Origin of the sequence: Caldovatus sediminis, assembly GCF_014644455.1 — a bacterium.
GTDB lineage: Bacteria > Pseudomonadota > Alphaproteobacteria > Acetobacterales > Acetobacteraceae > Caldovatus > Caldovatus sediminis.
In genome coordinates this window covers 269036-285171 of sequence record NZ_BMKS01000005.1, presented here as the reverse complement: position 1 = coordinate 285171, position 16136 = coordinate 269036, and the positions used below count along the sequence as shown (strand labels likewise).

Here is a 16136-nt window from a genome sequence, read left to right as displayed (position 1 = left end):
CGGCGCGGCCTCGCGGTGCGCCAGGCGGCGGCGAGGCCGCGCCCCGGCCCCGGCACCGGCCGCCTTGCGCCGCGCCGACCGCGCCGCCAGGGCGGCCGGCGCCGATCGCTCCCGACGACGCCGCCGCAGGCTGCACCGCCTGCGGCAGCCGTGACGCCCGCCGCGGCTGCCCTGGCGACCACCAGGGCAAGCCAGGAGCCGGCAGGCCCTAGGCGATCCGCTCGCCGTGCAGCGACACGTCCAGGCCCTCGCGCTCCTCCTCCTCGCTGACGCGCAGCCCGACCACGGCGTCGGTCAGCTTGAGGAGCACGAAGGTCGCGGCCGCGGTGAAGGCGAACACCGCCGCCACCGCGTAGAGCTGCACCAGGAAGGTCGCGAGGCCGCCCGACGTCCCGTCCGGCGCCGCCTCCGTCGCCGACAGCGGCCCGTAGGCGAACACCCCCGTCAGCAGCGCCCCGACGATGCCGCAGACGCCGTGCACGCCGAACACGTCCAGGCTATCGTCGTAGCCGAGCCAGCGCTTCAGCGTCGTCGCGCCCCAGAAGCCCGCGACGCCCGCCGCGGCGCCGATCGCCAGCGCCCCGCCGGGCAGCACGAAGCCGGAGGCCGGGGTGATCGCGACCAGCCCGGCCACCGCGCCCGAGATCGCGCCGAGCACCGAGGGCTTGCCGCGCAGCAGCCACTCCGCGAACACCCAGGCGAGCGTCGCCGCGGCGGCCGCGATCTGCGTCACCAGCATCGCCATGCCCGCGCGCCCGCCCGCGGCCACCGCCGAGCCCGCGTTGAAGCCGAACCAGCCCACCCAGAGCAGCGCCGCGCCGATCACCGCGAGCGCCAGGTTGTGCGGCGCCATGTTGTCCTGGCCGTAGCCCATGCGCCGGCCGAGCACGAGCGCGCAGACCAGCCCCGCCACGCCGGCGTTGATGTGCACCACCGTGCCGCCGGCGAAGTCGAGCGCGCCGAGGCCGAGGATCCACCCGTTCGGGTGCCACACCCAGTGCGCCACCGGCGCGTAGACCAGCAGCGACCAGAGCGTCATGAACACCAGCATCGCCGAGAACCTCATGCGGTCGGCGAAGGCGCCGGTGATCAGCGCCGGGGTGATGATCGCGAAGGTCATCTGGAACATCAGGAACACGCTCTCCGGCACGGTCATCGCCGCCGCGCCGTCGGTGCCCGCGCCCAGCACGAAGGGCTTGTCCCAGCCCGCCTCCAGGCCGCCGAGCAGGAGCCGCGACAGGTCGCCGATCCAGGCGTTGCCGTTGCCGAAGGCGAGGCTGTAGCCCGCCACCATCCACAGCACCGAGACCAGGGCGCAGATGGAGAAGCTCTGCATCATGGTGGCGAGGATGTTCTTCTTGCGCACCATGCCCGCGTAGAACAGCGCGATGCCCGGCACGGTCATCATCAGCACCAGCGCCGTGCTGGTGAGCATCCAGGCGGTGTCGCCCGCGTCGATCCTGGCATCCGCCGCCGCCGGCGCCTGCGCGACCGCCGCGCCCGGCAGCATGCCGACCACGGCGAGCAGCAGCCCGACCGGGATCAGCGCGGCGAGGAGCGCCGGCAGCGGCGCGAGGAGGCGCGCGGGCAGGCCCGGCGCGGTGCGGGCGGGCAGCGTGCTCATGTCGTGGGTATCCATGCTGTCTCGCGTCGTTCGTGGTGGGAGGGGACCCGGCGTCGGACGGGCTACAGCGCCGCGACGTCGGTCTCGCCGGTGCGGATGCGCAGCGCGCGCTCGAGATCGAGGACGAAGACCTTGCCGTCGCCGATCTTGCCGGTGCGCGCGGCGCCGGCGATCGCCTCGACCACGCGCTCCACCAGGTCGGAGGGCACGGCGACCTCGAGCTTCACCTTGGGCAGGAAGCTCACCTGGTACTCGGCGCCGCGGTAGATCTCGGTCTGGCCCTTCTGCCGGCCGAATCCCTTCACCTCGGTCACGGTCAGCCCCTGCACGCCGAGCGGGGTGAGCGCCTCGCGCACCTCGTCCAGCTTGAAGGGCTTGATGATCGCCATCACCAGCTTCATGGCGGCGGACACCTCCTCGGCCGCCGCGCGCCGCCCCTGCGGCGCGCGGGCTGCGGAAGACTCGATCCAAGAGCCGTGCCAAGAGCCGTGCCACGCGAGGGGCCCGCCCGGCGCGCCCGGCTCAGAACGGCCGGCTGACGCCGAACACCACGCGCCCTGCGCACAGCTTCTGGCCGCCGAAGCAATCGGCGCGCGAGAGGTTCGTGTCGTACCAGTTGAGCGAGAGGGTGAAGCCGCCCGGGATCGGCCGCGACAGGCCGACCGAATACCAGAGGTAGTCCGGCGCCCCCCACCGCGGGTTCCGCTCGATCCACTGGTAGGCGACCCGGCCGGAGGCGGTGAACTCGAAGGGCAGCGAGACGTCCAGGCCGCCCTCGAGGTAGAAGCCGTTGCCCGACCGGGCCGAGAATTCGGGCGACCAGTGGAAGGCGCCGAGCACCTTCACCGGGCCGAACGCGCGGCTCGCGCGCAGCGCCGCCTCGAAGAATTCGAGCCGCTCCTGCCCCGGCTGCCGGTTGTAGCCGGGATAGGTGTAGAGGATGCCGCCGACATCCCAGGCGATCCCGAGCGCCTCGAAGCGGTAGCCGCCGACGACGTCCACCTCCTGGCGCGCGTCGTTCCCGGCGAAGGCGACGTTGCTCGCGAAGGCGCCGAGATAGAGACCGCCGTCGTGGGCGAGCTCGACCGTGCCCTGGATGGCCGGGCGGCCGCGGGTCTGGCTGATGCCGCGGAAGACGTAATCGGTGGCCAGGGTCGGCGTAGCGCTGAGGGTCAGGCCGGCGCCGTCGAGCCGGATCTGCGCGGCGCCGGGCGCGGCGGCGAGGAAGGGGGCGGCGAACGCCAGGGTTGCGGGCAGGAGGCGGCGGCCGGGCATGGTCTTGTCTCCTCGCGGCGACGGGTTGGCGAGGGATGGGGAGCAATCGCCGTTCCAGACCCGGTGCGCGGCGCAAACGCCGGTCTTTGCCGCATCGCAGCAACGGGTGGGCGACCCGACCGCAGGTAGATGACCGCTACTTCGGCAAGTGGCGAAAAAAGCGCCAAAAATGGTCATTGGCATGTTAAATCGGCAAATGCCTGTAGATTAGACTTTCGCGCCCCGCGCCGCGGCCGCGTGCGATGCCGCACCCGATGCCACCGCGCGCCGCGCCGGTTCGCGACAACCCCGACGTCGCGGCGCATTATCCGCGCCATGAGCGAGCATTCCGATCCGGTCGAGGTCTGCATCCTCGGCGCCGGCCCCGTCGGCGCGACCCTCGCCGCCGCCCTCGCCACCGCCGGCGTCCCGACCGCGGTGATCGACCGCCAGCCCCTGCCGCCGATGGAGCTGCCCGCCTTCGACGGCCGGGCCTACGCCATCGCCCTCGGCTCCCGCCGCGTCCTCGAGGCCGCCGCAGTCTGGCACCGCCTGCCCGAGCCGCCCTGCCCGATCCGCGAGATCCGCGTCGCCGACGGCCGCCCGGGCGAGCCCGCCTCGCCCCTCACCCTCCACTTCACCGCCGAGGAACTCGGCGTCGAGGCCTTCGGCTGGATGATCGAGGCCCGCGCGCTCCGCGTCGCGCTCAACGCCCGCCTGCCGCTGCTGCCGAACCTGCGCGTCTTCGCCCCCGCCGAGGCGACGGTCGAGCGCGGCGAGCGCGAGGCCACCGTCCGCCTCGCCGATGGCACGCGCCTCGCCGCCCGCCTCGTCGTCGGCGCCGAGGGGCGCGACAGCCCGCTGCGCCGCCAGGCCCGCATTCCGGTCGCCCGCCACGACTACGTCCAGCTCGGCCTGGTCGGCGCCATCGCGCACGAGAAGCCGCACCGCAACGTCGCGCTGGAGCAGTTCCTCCCCAGCGGGCCCTTCGCCCAGCTCCCGCTCAGCGGCCCCGGCTCCTTCGGCAGCGCCGCCCTCCCGCACGCCTCGGCGATCGTCTGGTCGGAGCGCCGCGCCCTGGCCGAGCGCTTTCTCGCGATGGACGACGCGGCCTACGGGCGCGAGATCGCCCGCCGGCTCGGCGGCCATCTCGGCGCGGTGCGGCCGATCGGCCGGCGCTGGTCCTACCCGCTCTCCGCCCTGCACGCGGCGCGCTACGTGGACACCCGCCTCGCCCTGGTCGGCGACGCGGCGCACGGCATCCACCCGATCGCCGGCCAGGGTCTGAACCTCGGCTTCCGCGACGTCGCGGCCCTGGCGGAGCTGGTGATCGAGGCGGTCCATGCCGGGCGCGACCCCGGCGCGCCAGAGCTGCTCGCCCGCTACCAGGCGATGCGGCGGCCGGACTCGCTGCTCATGCTCGGCGCCACCCATGCGCTGGAACGGCTGTTCGGCAACGACATCCGCCCGCTCCGCCTGGCGCGCGACCTCGGGATCGCCGCGGTGGACCGCATCGGCCCGCTCAAGCGGTTCTTCGCCCGCCGCGCCATGGGCCTCGCCAGCGGGCTTGCGGCGGGACTCCTGGGCCCGCTTCCGCGATTCTCCTGACCGGCGCCGCGCCTGACTGGCGCCCGCGCCGGCCCGGACCGCCGGGCGGACGGATCCCGGAAGGAGCCGGCGCGGCATGAAGCCGTGCCGCCGGTCCGGCGTTGTTGCCGCCGTCTTGGGGCGGGGCCGCGTCCTCGGCCCTGATGTCCCCTCCTTCACCCGTGGAGCCGGGAGAACGCCGGTGACCGCGCTCGACCTCGCCGTCACCCGGGCCTGATCGAAACCTTCGGCGGCTCGCTCGGCTCCGACTGGGCGATCCGGCTCGTCATCGGCAACGACCTGCTCCGCATGGGCCTGGCGGTCGCCCTGCTGATCCATGTCTGGGTGGTCCGGCCGCGGCCCCGGTCGGCCGGCCCCGGTCGGCCGGCGCCGGCCGCGCCGAGAAGCGGGCCGCGTTCGTCGCGCGCAGCCTGGCCGCCATCCTGCTCGCGCCCTGGGTCGCCAAGCTCCTGCAGGCGGTGCTGCCGCCGCGTCCGCGACCGCGCTTCGGAGGGGTGGAGGGCATCGCCTCCCGCCGCTCGGCGACCTGATGGTGCGGCGCGACGTGAGTTCCCTGCCCTCCGACACCGCGACGCTGGCCTTCGCCGTCGCCGCCGTCGTCTGGGCGGCGTCGCGCCCGCTCGGCCTGTTGTGCGCGGCGTGGGCAATCGCGGCCGTCGGCTTCCCGCGCCTCTGCATCGGCTACCCCACTTGAGCGACCTGCTCGCCGACGGCCGCGATCGGCGTGGCGGCGGCCGCGGCGCTGCGCGCCGGGCCGCTCCCCGAGCGGGCGGGCCGCAGGCTCGGGCGCATGGCCGCGCGCCTGCCGGATCTGCCGGCAGGCGTGCTATTCTTCGCCCTCTACGAGATCCTCACCCTGTTCCGCACCGCGCGCGAACTGATGGCCGCCGCGGAGGACGTGATCCGCGTCCCGTTCGGCTGACGCGAGCGGCGCCGGTCGCCGATGCCGCGGCCGCCCACAGGCCGGCTTCGCCAGGCCAGGCCCGCCGCGGTGGCCCTCGCTCGCCGTTCGTCGCGCCGATCCGCGCTCCCGGCCGTTCCGGTCGTCCGCGACCGGTTCTCGCCCGGGAGGGCGTCGCGCGCCGCCTCAGGGCGGCCGCGACCGGGACCGCTCGGCCGGCGACGCCTCGCCCGGCGGCCCCTGGGGGCGGCTCGGCCAGGCGAGCGGCGGCAGGCGCGCCAGTTGCAGCCGCCCGCCCAGGCTGAGCGTGCGGTCTTCGAGGGTGATCGGCAGCTCCACCCGGCTCGGCCCGCCCTCCGCCGGCGTGCGCGCGAGCAACGCGAGCACGGTCCGCGCTGTGGCCGCGCCGCGCGGCGTCAGCGCGCCCTCTGCCGCCAGCGCCTCGATCGCCGGACCGACGCCCGAGACGCGGACCGTCCCGGCCCCCATGGGCTGCAACGCCTCGTCGAGGGTCAGCGTCGCCTGCGCCTCGGCGCCGACCGGCCCCCAGCGCAGCGCGATGCTGCGCAGCTCGAGCGTCCCCCCGGCGTCGCGCCACGCCTCCGCCCGCGTCACCGGGTCGCGCCGGCCGAGGGGGACCGGCCCGGACAACACCAGTTCCCCGGCAAGGCTCTCGGCGCGCCGCGGCAGGGGATTGCCGCCGGCCGCCCGCGGCGGGAGGGTGATGCCCTCGGCGGCGAAGGCGAGCAGCACGGCCGGCTCGCCTTCGATCGCGGTGGTGCTCGTCTCGAGATGCGCCTGGGCGCGCTCGACCTCCAGCGCCCCGGCGCCCGCTCCGGCGCGCAGCCGCAGCCGTTCGGCCCGCAGGTCGGCCTCGCGCGGCAGCACCTCGGCGGCGAGCGGCAGCGCCGCCTCCAGCCGGTCCGCGGCGAAGGGGATCTCGGTCGCGGCGAGGCGCAGCCGCTGCCGACCGTGCGCCTCGACCACGAGCCGGTCGAGGCGCGGCAGGGCGACGCGCAGCACCAGGGCCTCCGCCTGCCAGTCCATGCCGCCGGGCAGGGTGGCGCCGCCGCCGGCGAGGCGGAACCCGGGCAGGCGCAGAGTCGCGGCGAACGGCCAGCCGCCGCGCTGGGGTGGGCCGTGCTCGACCTGCCATCCGGTGGCGCGGCGGGTGCGCGCCCAGGCCTCGAAGCTCGTCTCGATCCGATCGCCGGTCCAGCGCCAGAGCAGCGCGTGGCCCGCCGCCAGCGCCGCGAGGACGAGCGTCGCAAGCGCCAGCAGGGAGAGCAGCGATGCGCGGCGGGCAGGGCGGGCAGCGCGGCGGTGCGGCTTCACCGGCATGGTGCGCGCCTGTATAGCGGCATGCGTCGCGCCACGCGAAAGGCTCCGCCGACCCGTCCGCCGCGCGTCCCGCCGCCACCGCCCCGCTCGCCGCGATGTCCCTGCCGACGCTCGACCCCGACGGCCATCTCTACGTGTTCGCCTACGGCTCGCTGATGTGGCGGCCGGGCTTCGTCCACGTCTCGGCGCATCCGGCGCTGCTGCGCGGTTTCCACCGGCGCTTCTGCCTGTGGAGCCACCGCTACCGCGGCACGCCGGAGGCGCCCGGACTGGTGCTCGGCCTCGACCGCGGCGGCGCCTGTCGCGGCCTCGCCTACCGGGTGCCGGGGGCGGAGGCGCCGGAGGTGCTCGCCTATCTCGACGACCGCGAGCTGCCGGACGGGGCGGAGACCGTCTACCATCGTCGGCTGGTGCCGGTGCGGCTGCTGGACTCCGGGCGCCGCGTGCGGGCGGTGGCCTACGTGGCGAACCGGGGCTGCCGGCTCTACTGCGGCCGGCTGACGCCCGAGGCGGTGGCGGCAGCGATCGCGCGGGGCCGCGGCCAGATGGGCACGAACCGCGAGTACCTGCTGAACACGCTCGCGCATCTCGAGGCTCTCGGGGTGCGCGATGTGGGGCTCGACCGGATCGCGGCGCTGCTCGCGCCCGCCGCCGGGCGAGCCGGCGGCGCGGCGGCCCCGCCGCCGTTGGCCGCGGCCACCCAGGATTCGCGCTGACCGCGCGGCGGACTTATCCACAGCAACGGCGGCGAGCACGCCCGACCCTGCCGGACTGTCGCCGGCGCGGCCCGTTCCGGCCGCGGCCGGGGCGCGCGGCAAAGCCCCACAGCTTCGCCGGGCGCGAACAAGTCATTAATCGCCAATCCAATATTGGTTGCGGCGCGGCGAGGATCGGGACACCGGCGCCCGCGGCGTGGCGCCGGCGGCCGGCGCCGCGCGCGGCCCGGCGCAGGCGCAGGCGCGGTCGCGACGCCAAGTGCCCGGCTTCGAAACATCCACGGTTTCATCCACAGGTCGCATCCGGCGCCGACGCCTGATCCAGGAGCCGCAGGGACTCGCCCTCGATCGCCGCCTCCAGCCGCGCCATCAGCTCGGCCCGCGGCAGGCCGGCGGGCAGCGGCGGCAGCACCGCGACCGTGAGCAGGCCCGGCCGCTTGCGGAAGGCGCGGCGGCCCCAGAAGCGGCCGCTGTCCGTGGCCGCGGGGATCACCGGCACGCCCGGCCCCGCCGCGGCGGCGAGGGCGGCGACGCCCGGCTGGTAGGGCACGCGCTCGCCCGGCGCGGTGCGCGTGCCCTCGGGGAAGATCACGACCTGCGCACCGTCGGCGAGGGCCGCCGCCGCCTCGCGCACCATGCGACGCAGCGCCGCCGCGCCCGCGCGGCGGTCCACGGCGACGTGCCCGCAATGCGCCGCGATCCAGCCCCATGCCGGCAGCCGCAGCAGCTCGCGCTTCAGCACGTAGACCGGCCGGTCGAGCAGCACGAGCCAGACGATGGTGTCGAAGGCCGACTGATGCTTGGCGGCGACGATCGCGGCGCCGCCCGGCGGCAGGCGCTCCGCGCCGGTGACGCGGAGGCGGATGCCGGCGAGGCCGCGCAGCAGCCCCAGCACGCCCCGCGCCCAGGCCCGGACCATCGCCCGCGCGAAGCGCGGCGGCAGGGCCAGCGTCGGCAGCGTCGCCATGGCCATCGCCGCGGTGAAGGCGAAGAACGCCGCGTTGAACAGCGCCGAGCGCAGCAGGATGGCCGCGCCCCTCATCGCCGCCCCTCGCGCGATGCAGCGGAGGGTACCACCGCCGCGTCGCGCGCCACCGAGAAGCGCGAGATGCCGGCGCCGGCGAGCAGGAACTTGCCGTACTCGCCGACCAGCAGCGACCAGGTGCGCAGCCGCGCCGCCGCGCCGACGCCGCGCAGCGCGGGCGGCGTGACCGGATGCGGCACCAGCTCCAGCCCGGGCAGGGCGCGGCGCAGCTCGAGCATGGCGCGCGGCATGTGGTAGCCCGCGGTCACCACGCGGATCGAGCGCACGCCGGGGTTGTCCGGCTGCGCCCGCACCCAGGCGGCGATCTCGGCGGCGTTGCCGCGGGTGGTCGCGGCCGCCCGGCCGACGGTGACCCGCGCGGCGAACGGCGCCGGATCGAGGCCGGCGCCGCGCGCCAGCTCGGCGAAGGTCGCGTCGCGGTGCACGCCGGTGATGATCAGCCGCCGCGCGTGGCCGGCGGCGAGCAGGCGCAGACCCGTCTCCACCCGCTCCCGCCCCCCGGTCAGCACGGCGATGGCGTCCGTCGGCCGCAGCGGCTCGGGCTCCGGCGCGCGCAGCGTCTGGTTGACGAACCAGACGAAGCCGCCGCCGAGCGCCCCGGTCGCCATCAGCATCAGCAGCGCCAGGCGCCACCGCCAGGGCCGCGCCGGGCGACGCCGCGTCGCCCGGCGCGCCGCGGCGCGCGCCGGGGCGCGGGGACTCCCCTCGGCCTCGCGGGCCGGGACGGGGCCGGTCTGGACGGGGCCGCCCTGCCCGTCCGGCGCCGCCGGGCCTCCGGGCGCCGGGCGGCCGGCAGGGGCGGCGGGGGCCGCGCCGCCGGGCGCGGTCGTCACGGCAGCGCCCGCAGCCAACGCCGCACCGTCGCCTGCGCCGTGACCCAGCCGATCGCCCAGGCAAGCACCGGCACCGCGAGCAGGGCGAGCCAGGGAAGATCCGCCGCGACGCCGAGGAGCCCCGGCGCAGCCGCCATGCCCGCCGTCGCCGCGTCGCCGCCGGCGAGCAGCGCCGCGCCGAGCATGCGGAGGAACACCACCACGGGCAGCGCGACCGCGGCGCCGATCAGGCCGCCGAGCCCGGCCAGCGCCGCCGCGCGGCGCGAGAACTGCGCCGCGATCCAGCCGTCGCCGGCGCCGAGCCCATGCACGACCAGCACCGACTCGCGCCGCGCCGCGAGCCCGGCACGCACGGCCACGCCCACCACCGCCGCGGCGACCGCGGCGACCAGCCCCAGCACCGCCAGCGCGACGCCGCGCAGCGCCGCGGCGAGCGCGGCGAGGCGCGCCACCCACAGGCCGTGCGCCTCCACCTCCGCGCCCGGGGCGGCGGCGGCGACGCGCCCGGCCAGGGCGGCGGCCTCGGCGGCCGGCGACCGCGCAAGGCGGTCGGCGGCCTCCGGGGCGAGGCGCAGCTCGACCAGCGGCGGCAGGGGAAGGGCCGACCCGATCCCGGGCATCGCCTCGCCGAGCCAGGGATCGAGCAGGGCGCGCAGCCGCGCCGGGTCCACCACCCGCGCCTCGGCGACGCCGGGCAGGGCGGCGAGGGCATCGCGGGCGTGTTCGGCATCGGCGTCGGCCGGAAGCTGTACCGTCACCATGGCGGCGACCCCGCCCCGCCAGCGCGCGGCGAGGTCCGACGCCGTCCTGCCGCCGGCGATGGCGAGGGCGGCGAGCAGCGCCATCGCGGCGACGAGGCCGGGCAGCAGCCGGTCGGCCAGGGCGCGGCGCAGCCCGAGCGGATCGCGGCTGCGACGAGGGCCGCGGGGACGCGGCGGCGCGCGCCGGTCGCCGGGCCGCCCCGCCGCATGGGACCGCGCCGCATCAGCGGCCATGGCGGAGCGGCGTTGCCGCGCGAAACGCGGCGGCGAGGGCCGCGCGCCGTTCGGAGCGGCGCGCCGGCGCGGCGCGGCGCGGCACGGCCGGCGGCCGGTTCGCGCCGCGGCGGCCGTCGCGCGGCGGGCTTCCCCGCCCCGGGCGCTCACGCCCCATGCCCGAGGCCGGCCCCGTGGCCGGCAGGTCCGGCGCCGTGGCGGCCCGGCGCCGCCGGAGCAGGCGCGGGCGGCCGCCCCCCCTCGGTCCCTCCGGCGACGGCGTCGAAGCCGGGCGGCGGAGGCATCCGGAGGTCCCAGTCCGCGTCTCCGGCCTCCGGCATGCCCGGCGCCTCGACCAGGCGCCCCGCCTGCAGCCGCAGCGCCGGGGCGGGATGGCGGGCCAGCAGATCCTCGTTGTGGGTGGCGACGACGACCGTGGTGCCGATGCGGTTCAGCTCGATCAGCAGGGCGAGCAGCCGGCGCGCCTGGGCCGCGTCGAGGTTGCCGGTCGGCTCGTCGGCGATCAGCAGGGTCGGCCGGGTGATCACGGCGCGGGCGATCGCCACGCGCTGCTGCTCGCCGCCCGACATCTCCTCGGGCAGCGCGTCCTGCTTCGCCGCCAGGCCGACCCAGGCGAGCAGCTCGGCCACCTCGGCGCGGATCGCGGCCTCGCCGCGCCCGGCGAGGCGCAGCGGCAGCGCCACGTTGTCGAAGGCCGAGAGCTGGGGCAGCAGGCGGAAGTCCTGGTGCACCGCCCCGATCCGCCGGCGCAGCCTGACGAGATCCCGCCGGCGCGCGCGCGACAGCGGGACCCCCAGGATCTCGACCTCCCCGCGGGTCGGCCGCAGCGCGCAGTGCATGAGGCGCAGCACCGAGCTCTTGCCCGCGCCGGAGGGACCGAGCAGCCAGGTGAAGCTGCCCTCCGGCAGGGTGAAGGTGAGATCGCGCAGCGCCTCGGGCGCCGACCCCGCCGCGAAGCCCGAACCGGACCCCCTGGCGGGCGCGCCGTAGCGCAGCCCGACTCCGGTGAAGCGCAGCATGGCGGGCACAGGTCTGCCATGCCGGCGCGGCGGACAACAACCCTCGCCGCGTCCGGCGGCGCGGTCGGCCTTGCGGCGGAGGCCCTGCCCGGCCCAGAGTCCGGGTCGCATGCGCCTCACCTGCCCGACCTGCGCCGCGGTCTACGAGGTGCCCGACCGCCTGCTCGCCGATGGTGCGCGGCGCCCGGTGCGATGCACGCGCTGCGGCGCGGTCTGGGCCCCCGCCGCGGCGGAGCCGGGGGAGCCTCAGGCCATGGCCGGCGAGGCGCCGGCGCGGCCCGCCTCGCCGGAGACGGGCGCGCCGCCCGGCCGTGCCGCGCCGGCGGCGCCGCGCGGGGAGATGCCGGCCTTCCAGACGGTCCCGCCCGCTCCCCCGTGGTCCGCGGCGGGCGCCGCCGAGGCCGCGCCGCGGCCGTTGCGCGCGCCTCCGCCCCGCCCGCCGCAGTGGATCGCGGAGGAGCGGCGGTCGTTCGCCGGCCCCCCGGCACGCGACGGCGGTCGCTTCGCCCTCGTCGCCGCCTGGCTCGCCTCGCTGGCGCTGGTCGCGGGAGGGATCGCGGCGCTGTGGCTCTGGCGCGCCGAGGTGGTCGCGCTCTGGCCGCCGGCGGGACGCCTGTTCGCCTGGCTCGGCGGATGAGGGGCGGCGGGCGGCGGCCGCGCAGTGCCCGGCTCCGCCGCGCTCAGAACTGCTTCAGCAGGCGGTCGATGTAGTCCAGCTCGCGGGGCGGGCGCTCCTTCTGCGCGCCGCGGCGGCGCAGCTCGTCCTGGATGCGCCGGGCGCGCAGCAGCTCGGCCTCGTCCGGGACGCGGGTGTCCGAACCGTCGTCGAGGCCGCGCGGCCCCTCCTGCGTGCGCCGGCCGAGGGGGTCGCGGCCTGGGCCCTGCTGCCGCGCCTGGTCCCGTCCCTCGCCGCCGGGCTGCGTGTCGCCGGCCACGTCCTCCCCGTCGCCGTCCTCGCCCTCCTGCATCATGCCGAACTGGCGCTGGAGCTGCTGCGCCATCTGGCGGCCGCCCTCCTGCAGCTCCCGGATCGCCTGCCGCTGGTGGGCGCGCGGGTCGCGGCCCGCGCGCAGCGCCTCGTCGGCCTCGCGCATCGCCTGGTCGGCACGGCCGAGGCTGTCCGGGATCTCCCCGGTGAGGTCGCCGAACTGCTGCATCAGCTCGCCCAGCGCGCGGCGCAGCGCGCGCTGGGCGCGGGCGTCGCGCTGCGCCTCGGCCTCGCGCGCCTCCTGTTCGGCCCGCGCCTCCGGGGACGACGCCTGCCGGTCCTGCTGCTGGCGGAGCGGGGGCGACGCGAACTGGTTGCGGGCAAAGGGGCTGGTGCGGCGCTCCTGGGCCCGGCGCTGCTCCTCGGCCTCGGCGCGCCGCTCGCTGCGGTCGAGCATCTCCGCCTCGCGCCGCACCATGTCCTGCACCGCGCCCATTTGCTGCTGGCCGCGCTGGCGCTGGCGCTGCCGGTTCGGGTCCTGCTGGCCGGCGACGCGGCCCTCCTCGAGCGCGCGCAGCATCTCCTCGAGCTCGGCGAGCTCGCGCTCGACGTCCTCGGTGCGACCCTCGCGCGCGGCCTCCCGCATGCGCTGGGTGCGGCGGTCCATGTCGCGCTGGTCCATCAGGCGCTGCTGCGGGTCGAAGGGCAGCGCCTCGTTGTTCTCGCGCTGCAGCCGCTCGGCCAGCGCCTCGAGGTGGCGGCGGATCGCCTCGCGCAGCTCCTGGATGCGGCGCTCGAGCTCGGCGCGGCGCTGCCGCTCGGCCTCGCGCTGCGCCTCGGTCTGCGGCTCGCCGCGCTCGGCGCGCGCCTCGGCCTCGCGGCGCTCGCGCTCGGCCTGCTCGAGCGCCTGGCGCAGCGCCTCGCGCGCCTGGGCGAGGGCGCGCGCGGTGCGGTCGGCGCGGCCCTCCTCGAGCGCCAGGGCGACCTCCCAGAGGATCGCCTGGACCTCGTCCACCGCCTCCGGCCGGCGGTCGCGCGCGAGACGATGGCGCGCGGCGCGCAGGGCGAGGAAGGTCGCGCCGTCGTCCTCGAACCGCTCCGGCGCGGCGGTGATGCGGTCGAGCCCGTCGCGCGCCGGGCCGCGCGCGGTGGGATCGAGCGAGAGCCCCTTGCGCAACGCGATCAGTTCGCGCGCGACGGGATGGTTGAAGCTGCGTTCCGGCAGGGTGGCGCCGGCGGTCTCGCTGACGCCCTCCTGCTCCGCGCCGTCGCGGGCGACGAGGCGGATCTCCACCTCGAGCCCGGCCCAGGGATGGGCCGAGAGGTCGGGCGAGACGACGCCGCGCGCCTCCCTCACGCTGGCCGCGGGCAGGGTCAGGTCGATCACGTGCGGCGGCGCCTCGGGGCGGGCCTTGAGGCGGAACTCGGCGCGCAGCGCGACCACGCCCCAGTCGTCCTGCACCTGCCAGGGGACGCGCAGGCCGAGCCCGCGCTGGGCGCGCGCCGGCGCCTCCGGGAAGCTGACGCGCGGCGGCGCGTCGGCCTGCACCGCGAGCGACCACGTCGCGACCGTGCGCCCGTCGCGCCGGACCCCGACGCTGCCGCCCGCCGCGAGCGTCGTCTCGGCGGCGAAGCTGCTGCGGCCGGCATCGAGGGTGCGGAACGGCTCCGCCGCCTGGTCGAGGACGAGCTCCGGCACCCCGCCGGCGGGGCCGCCGGAGAGGACGACATGGAACCTGCTGCCGAGGGGCACCGTGGCCGCGCCGCCGGCGGGATCGAGGAACACCGGCGCCGCCCCGGTGTAGGCCGGCGGGGTGATCCAGGCCTCCAGCCGCAGCGCCGGCACCGGCGCGACCGGGGCGGCGAGGCTCGGCACGGCGGCGCGGCGCAGCCGCTCCGGCGCCTCCGGCCCGGCGACGGTGAAGGCGGCGATGAGGGCGACGAGGAGCGCGGCGCGCAGGGCCCGCGGGTCGCGCGCGGCGAGCCCGGGCCGCGGCGGGCCGACGCGCAGCGCGCGCAGCGCCGCCGCCGCCCGCGCCTGGTGCGCCCGCCACAGGGCGAGGCTCGCGGGATCGCCCGCGCCCGTCGCCGGCCGGTCGGCAAGCGCGGCGAGCGGGCGATGCGACAGGCCGGACTGGTGCTCCAGCCGCCGTTCCGCCTGCGCCGCGCCGGGCCGGCGGAAGCCCGCGAAGCCCCGCCACGCCGCCCAGCCGAGCGCGCCGAGGAAGGCGAGGAGCAGGGCGAGGTGCCACCATCCCGGCAGCAGCGGCGGCAGCCCGGCGAGGGCGGCCACCACGCCGACCCCGAGCACGCCGAGCGGCGGCCAGAGGGCAGGCCACAGCGCCTCCCACCACAGCGCCGCGAGCGCGAGGCGGCGGCGGCGGTCGAGCCGACGGTGCAGCGCGGCAGCCGCCTCGCGCTCCGGCGCGCCGGGAGCGGTCACCGCGCCGGCTCCTGTGGCGGCGCGAGCCAGGGCGGCAGGCGCTGGCCGGCGAGCAGGGCGTCGTAACCCTGGCGGTCGCGCACCACGGCGAAGCGGGCGCCGTCCACCAGGACCTCGGCCGCCAGGGGTCGCAGGTTGTAGGTGCTGCTCATCGCCGCTCCATAGGCCCCCGCATCGAGGAACGCGACCAGCGCCCCGGGTTGCATCGCCGGCAGCGCGCGGCCGCGGGCGAAGGTGTCGCCGGTCTCGCAGACCGGGCCCACGACCTCCGCCGGGGAGAGCGGCGCCACCAGCGCCTCCGGGGCGACCGGCAGCATACCATGCCAGGCCTCGTACATCGCCGGGCGCACGAGATCGTTCATGCCGGCGTCCACCACCACGAAGCGGTGCGCCGCGCCGCGCTTCTCCCGCACCACCGAGGCGAGCAGCACCCCGGCCGGCCCGGCGATCCACCGCCCGGGCTCGAGCATCACCGGCAGGCCGAGATCGCCGAGGCCGGCGCGGATGGCGCCGGCCAGCGCCTCCGGCAGCGGCGCCGGCTCGTCGCGGTAGGGGATGCCGAGCCCGCCGCCGCAGTCCACGCGCGCGACGGGGAGGCCGGCGGCGCGCAGCTCGCGCACCAGGGCGCCGACCTTCGCGTAGGCGGCGCGGTAGGCGGCCATGCCGGCGGTGATCTGGCTGCCGATGTGCACCGCCACGCCGACCGGCTCGATGCCCGCGAGCGCGGCCATGCGGGCGTAGAGGGCGGGGGCGTCGCTGATCGCGACGCCGAATTTGTTCTCGCCGCGGCCGGTGGTGATCTTGGCGTGGGTGCGCGCGTCCACGTCCGGGTTGACGCGCAGCGCGACGCGCGCGGTGCGGCCGAGCGCGGCGGCGAGGGCCGCGATCGCCTCGACCTCCTCGGCGCTCTCGGCGTTGATCTGGAGGATGTCCTCGGCGAGGGCGAGGCGCAGCTCGCGCTCGGTCTTGCCGACGCCGGAGAAGACGATGGCGGAGGCCGGGATGCCGGCGGCGCGGGCGGCGCGCAGCTCGCCCTCGCTCACCACGTCGGCGCCGGCGCCGGCGGCGGCGAGGACGCGCAGCACGGCGAGGCAGGGATTGGCCTTGACCGCGAAATGGATCGTCGCGGCGAGGCCCGCGCCGTCGAGCGCGCGGCGCAGCGCGCCGAGGCGGCGGCGCAGCGTGCCGGCGGAATAGACCCAGCTCGGCGTGCCGGCGACCTCGGCGATGCGGGCGAGCGGGACCTCCTCCATGACCAGCCCGTCAAAGGCGTGGCGCGTGAGGTGCGGGCGCGCGGCGAGCAGCTCGGCGAAGGTCGGGTCGGGGTCGGTCGGTGCGGGAAGGGGCGCGGCCGTCATCGGCCCATTCTGGGGCGGCGGGCGGTGGCGGGACAAGCGGCGCGCGGCGGCGCAACCTTCCGCCCCCGGGC

General features: G+C 77.7%; 13 protein-coding genes and 1 pseudogene. 4 read left to right on the top strand and 10 right to left on the bottom strand.

All coding sequences use genetic code 11. The features are described 5' to 3' along the window. Window positions 1–208: 208 nt before the first annotated feature. From IEX99_RS10755 to IEX99_RS10745, 3 genes are all read right to left on the bottom strand, one after another. Window positions 209–1510 carry an ammonium transporter gene (locus tag IEX99_RS10755; protein ID WP_308421487.1) on the bottom strand — a complete coding sequence of 434 codons (1302 nt, stop codon included), beginning with the start codon at window positions 1508–1510 and terminating at the stop codon, window positions 209–211. Window positions 1511–1686: 176 nt separating this feature from the next. Beyond that, the gene (locus IEX99_RS10750) at window positions 1687–2025 is read right to left on the bottom strand and encodes a P-II family nitrogen regulator (RefSeq protein ID WP_188900026.1); all 339 of its coding nucleotides are present in this window, start codon (window positions 2023–2025) and stop codon (window positions 1687–1689) included. Window positions 2026–2146: 121 nt separating this feature from the next. Next, window positions 2147–2899 (bottom strand): TorF family putative porin, encoded by a 753-nt coding sequence (locus tag IEX99_RS10745; RefSeq protein WP_188900025.1) that lies wholly within the window; start codon window positions 2897–2899, stop codon window positions 2147–2149. A gap of 315 nt (window positions 2900–3214) precedes the next feature. Here IEX99_RS10745 and IEX99_RS10740 point away from each other — a divergent pair, with 315 nt between their 5' ends. After that, window positions 3215–4486, top strand: a complete 1272-nt coding sequence (locus IEX99_RS10740) for a UbiH/UbiF/VisC/COQ6 family ubiquinone biosynthesis hydroxylase (protein WP_188900024.1) — start codon at window positions 3215–3217, stop codon at window positions 4484–4486. Window positions 4487–5030: 544 nt separating this feature from the next. Beyond that, window positions 5031–5180 carry a hypothetical protein gene (locus tag IEX99_RS10735; RefSeq protein ID WP_188900023.1) on the top strand — a complete coding sequence of 50 codons (150 nt, stop codon included), beginning with the start codon at window positions 5031–5033 and terminating at the stop codon, window positions 5178–5180. Between the two features lie 393 nt (window positions 5181–5573). Here the strand turns inward: IEX99_RS10735 and IEX99_RS10730 are convergent, their stop codons facing one another. Continuing rightward, window positions 5574–6728: a DUF2125 domain-containing protein gene (locus IEX99_RS10730; protein WP_188900022.1), complete on the bottom strand. Its 1155-nt coding sequence runs from the start codon at window positions 6726–6728 to the stop codon at window positions 5574–5576. Window positions 6729–6823: 95 nt separating this feature from the next. Between IEX99_RS10730 and IEX99_RS10725 the strand changes: the two genes are divergently transcribed. Beyond that, window positions 6824–7444 (top strand): gamma-glutamylcyclotransferase, encoded by a 621-nt coding sequence (locus IEX99_RS10725; protein ID WP_188900021.1) that lies wholly within the window; start codon window positions 6824–6826, stop codon window positions 7442–7444. Window positions 7445–7730: 286 nt separating this feature from the next. Here IEX99_RS10725 and IEX99_RS10720 read toward each other — a convergent pair whose 3' ends face one another. From IEX99_RS10720 to IEX99_RS10705, 4 genes and pseudogenes are all read right to left on the bottom strand, one after another. Then, window positions 7731–8486, bottom strand: a complete 756-nt coding sequence (locus IEX99_RS10720; RefSeq protein WP_188900020.1) for a lysophospholipid acyltransferase family protein — start codon at window positions 8484–8486, stop codon at window positions 7731–7733. Continuing rightward, window positions 8483–9103: a YdcF family protein gene (locus IEX99_RS10715; protein ID WP_188900019.1), complete on the bottom strand. Its 621-nt coding sequence runs from the start codon at window positions 9101–9103 to the stop codon at window positions 8483–8485. Before IEX99_RS10715 ends, IEX99_RS10720 begins: the two co-directional genes overlap by 4 nt. A 215-nt stretch (window positions 9104–9318) precedes the next feature. After that, a complete protein-coding gene (locus IEX99_RS10710) occupies window positions 9319–10317 on the bottom strand; it encodes a cell division FtsX domain-containing protein (protein ID WP_229677938.1) in 999 nt (332 codons plus the stop codon). 332 nt (window positions 10318–10649) lie between these two features. Further along, a pseudogene (locus tag IEX99_RS10705) lies at window positions 10650–11336 on the bottom strand (cell division ATP-binding protein FtsE); the annotation flags it as partial. A gap of 109 nt (window positions 11337–11445) precedes the next feature. On the opposite strand from IEX99_RS10705, the gene IEX99_RS10700 reads away from it, so the two are divergent. Continuing rightward, entirely contained in the window at window positions 11446–11973 is a 528-nt protein-coding gene (locus IEX99_RS10700; protein WP_188900017.1) for a zinc-ribbon domain-containing protein, read from the top strand. A gap of 43 nt (window positions 11974–12016) precedes the next feature. Here the strand turns inward: IEX99_RS10700 and IEX99_RS10695 are convergent, their stop codons facing one another. Together IEX99_RS10695 and lysA are read right to left on the bottom strand one after the other, a co-directional pair. Continuing rightward, entirely contained in the window at window positions 12017–14707 is a 2691-nt protein-coding gene (locus tag IEX99_RS10695) for a DUF4175 domain-containing protein (RefSeq protein ID WP_188900016.1), read from the bottom strand. After that, window positions 14704–16065: a diaminopimelate decarboxylase gene (gene lysA, locus IEX99_RS10690; protein WP_188900015.1), complete on the bottom strand. Its 1362-nt coding sequence runs from the start codon at window positions 16063–16065 to the stop codon at window positions 14704–14706. The genes IEX99_RS10695 and lysA overlap by 4 nt, the downstream gene beginning before the upstream one ends. Between the last annotated feature and the right edge of the window lie 71 nt (window positions 16066–16136).

Bases quoted from the DNA above. Each gene is read 5' to 3' on its own strand.
- IEX99_RS10755 (WP_308421487.1), bottom strand. From the start codon at position 1,510: ATGCTGCCGGGCGCGGCGGTCGCGCAGGCGCCGGCGGCGGCGGATGCC.
- IEX99_RS10750 (WP_188900026.1), bottom strand. From the start codon at position 2,025: ATGAAGCTGGTGATGGCGATCATCAAGCCCTTCAAGCTGGACGAGGTG.
- IEX99_RS10745 (WP_188900025.1), bottom strand. From the start codon at position 2,899: ATGCCCGGCCGCCGCCTCCTGCCCGCAACCCTGGCGTTCGCCGCCCCC.
- IEX99_RS10740 (WP_188900024.1), top strand. From the start codon at position 3,215: ATGAGCGAGCATTCCGATCCGGTCGAGGTCTGCATCCTCGGCGCCGGC.
- IEX99_RS10730 (WP_188900022.1), bottom strand. From the start codon at position 6,728: ATGCCGGTGAAGCCGCACCGCCGCGCTGCCCGCCCTGCCCGCCGCGCA.
- IEX99_RS10725 (WP_188900021.1), top strand. From the start codon at position 6,824: ATGTCCCTGCCGACGCTCGACCCCGACGGCCATCTCTACGTGTTCGCC.
- IEX99_RS10720 (WP_188900020.1), bottom strand. From the start codon at position 8,486: ATGAGGGGCGCGGCCATCCTGCTGCGCTCGGCGCTGTTCAACGCGGCG.
- IEX99_RS10715 (WP_188900019.1), bottom strand. From the start codon at position 9,103: ATGCTGATGGCGACCGGGGCGCTCGGCGGCGGCTTCGTCTGGTTCGTC.
- IEX99_RS10710 (WP_229677938.1), bottom strand. From the start codon at position 10,317: ATGGCCGCTGATGCGGCGCGGTCCCATGCGGCGGGGCGGCCCGGCGAC.
- IEX99_RS10700 (WP_188900017.1), top strand. From the start codon at position 11,446: ATGCGCCTCACCTGCCCGACCTGCGCCGCGGTCTACGAGGTGCCCGAC.
- lysA (WP_188900015.1), bottom strand. From the start codon at position 16,065: ATGACGGCCGCGCCCCTTCCCGCACCGACCGACCCCGACCCGACCTTC.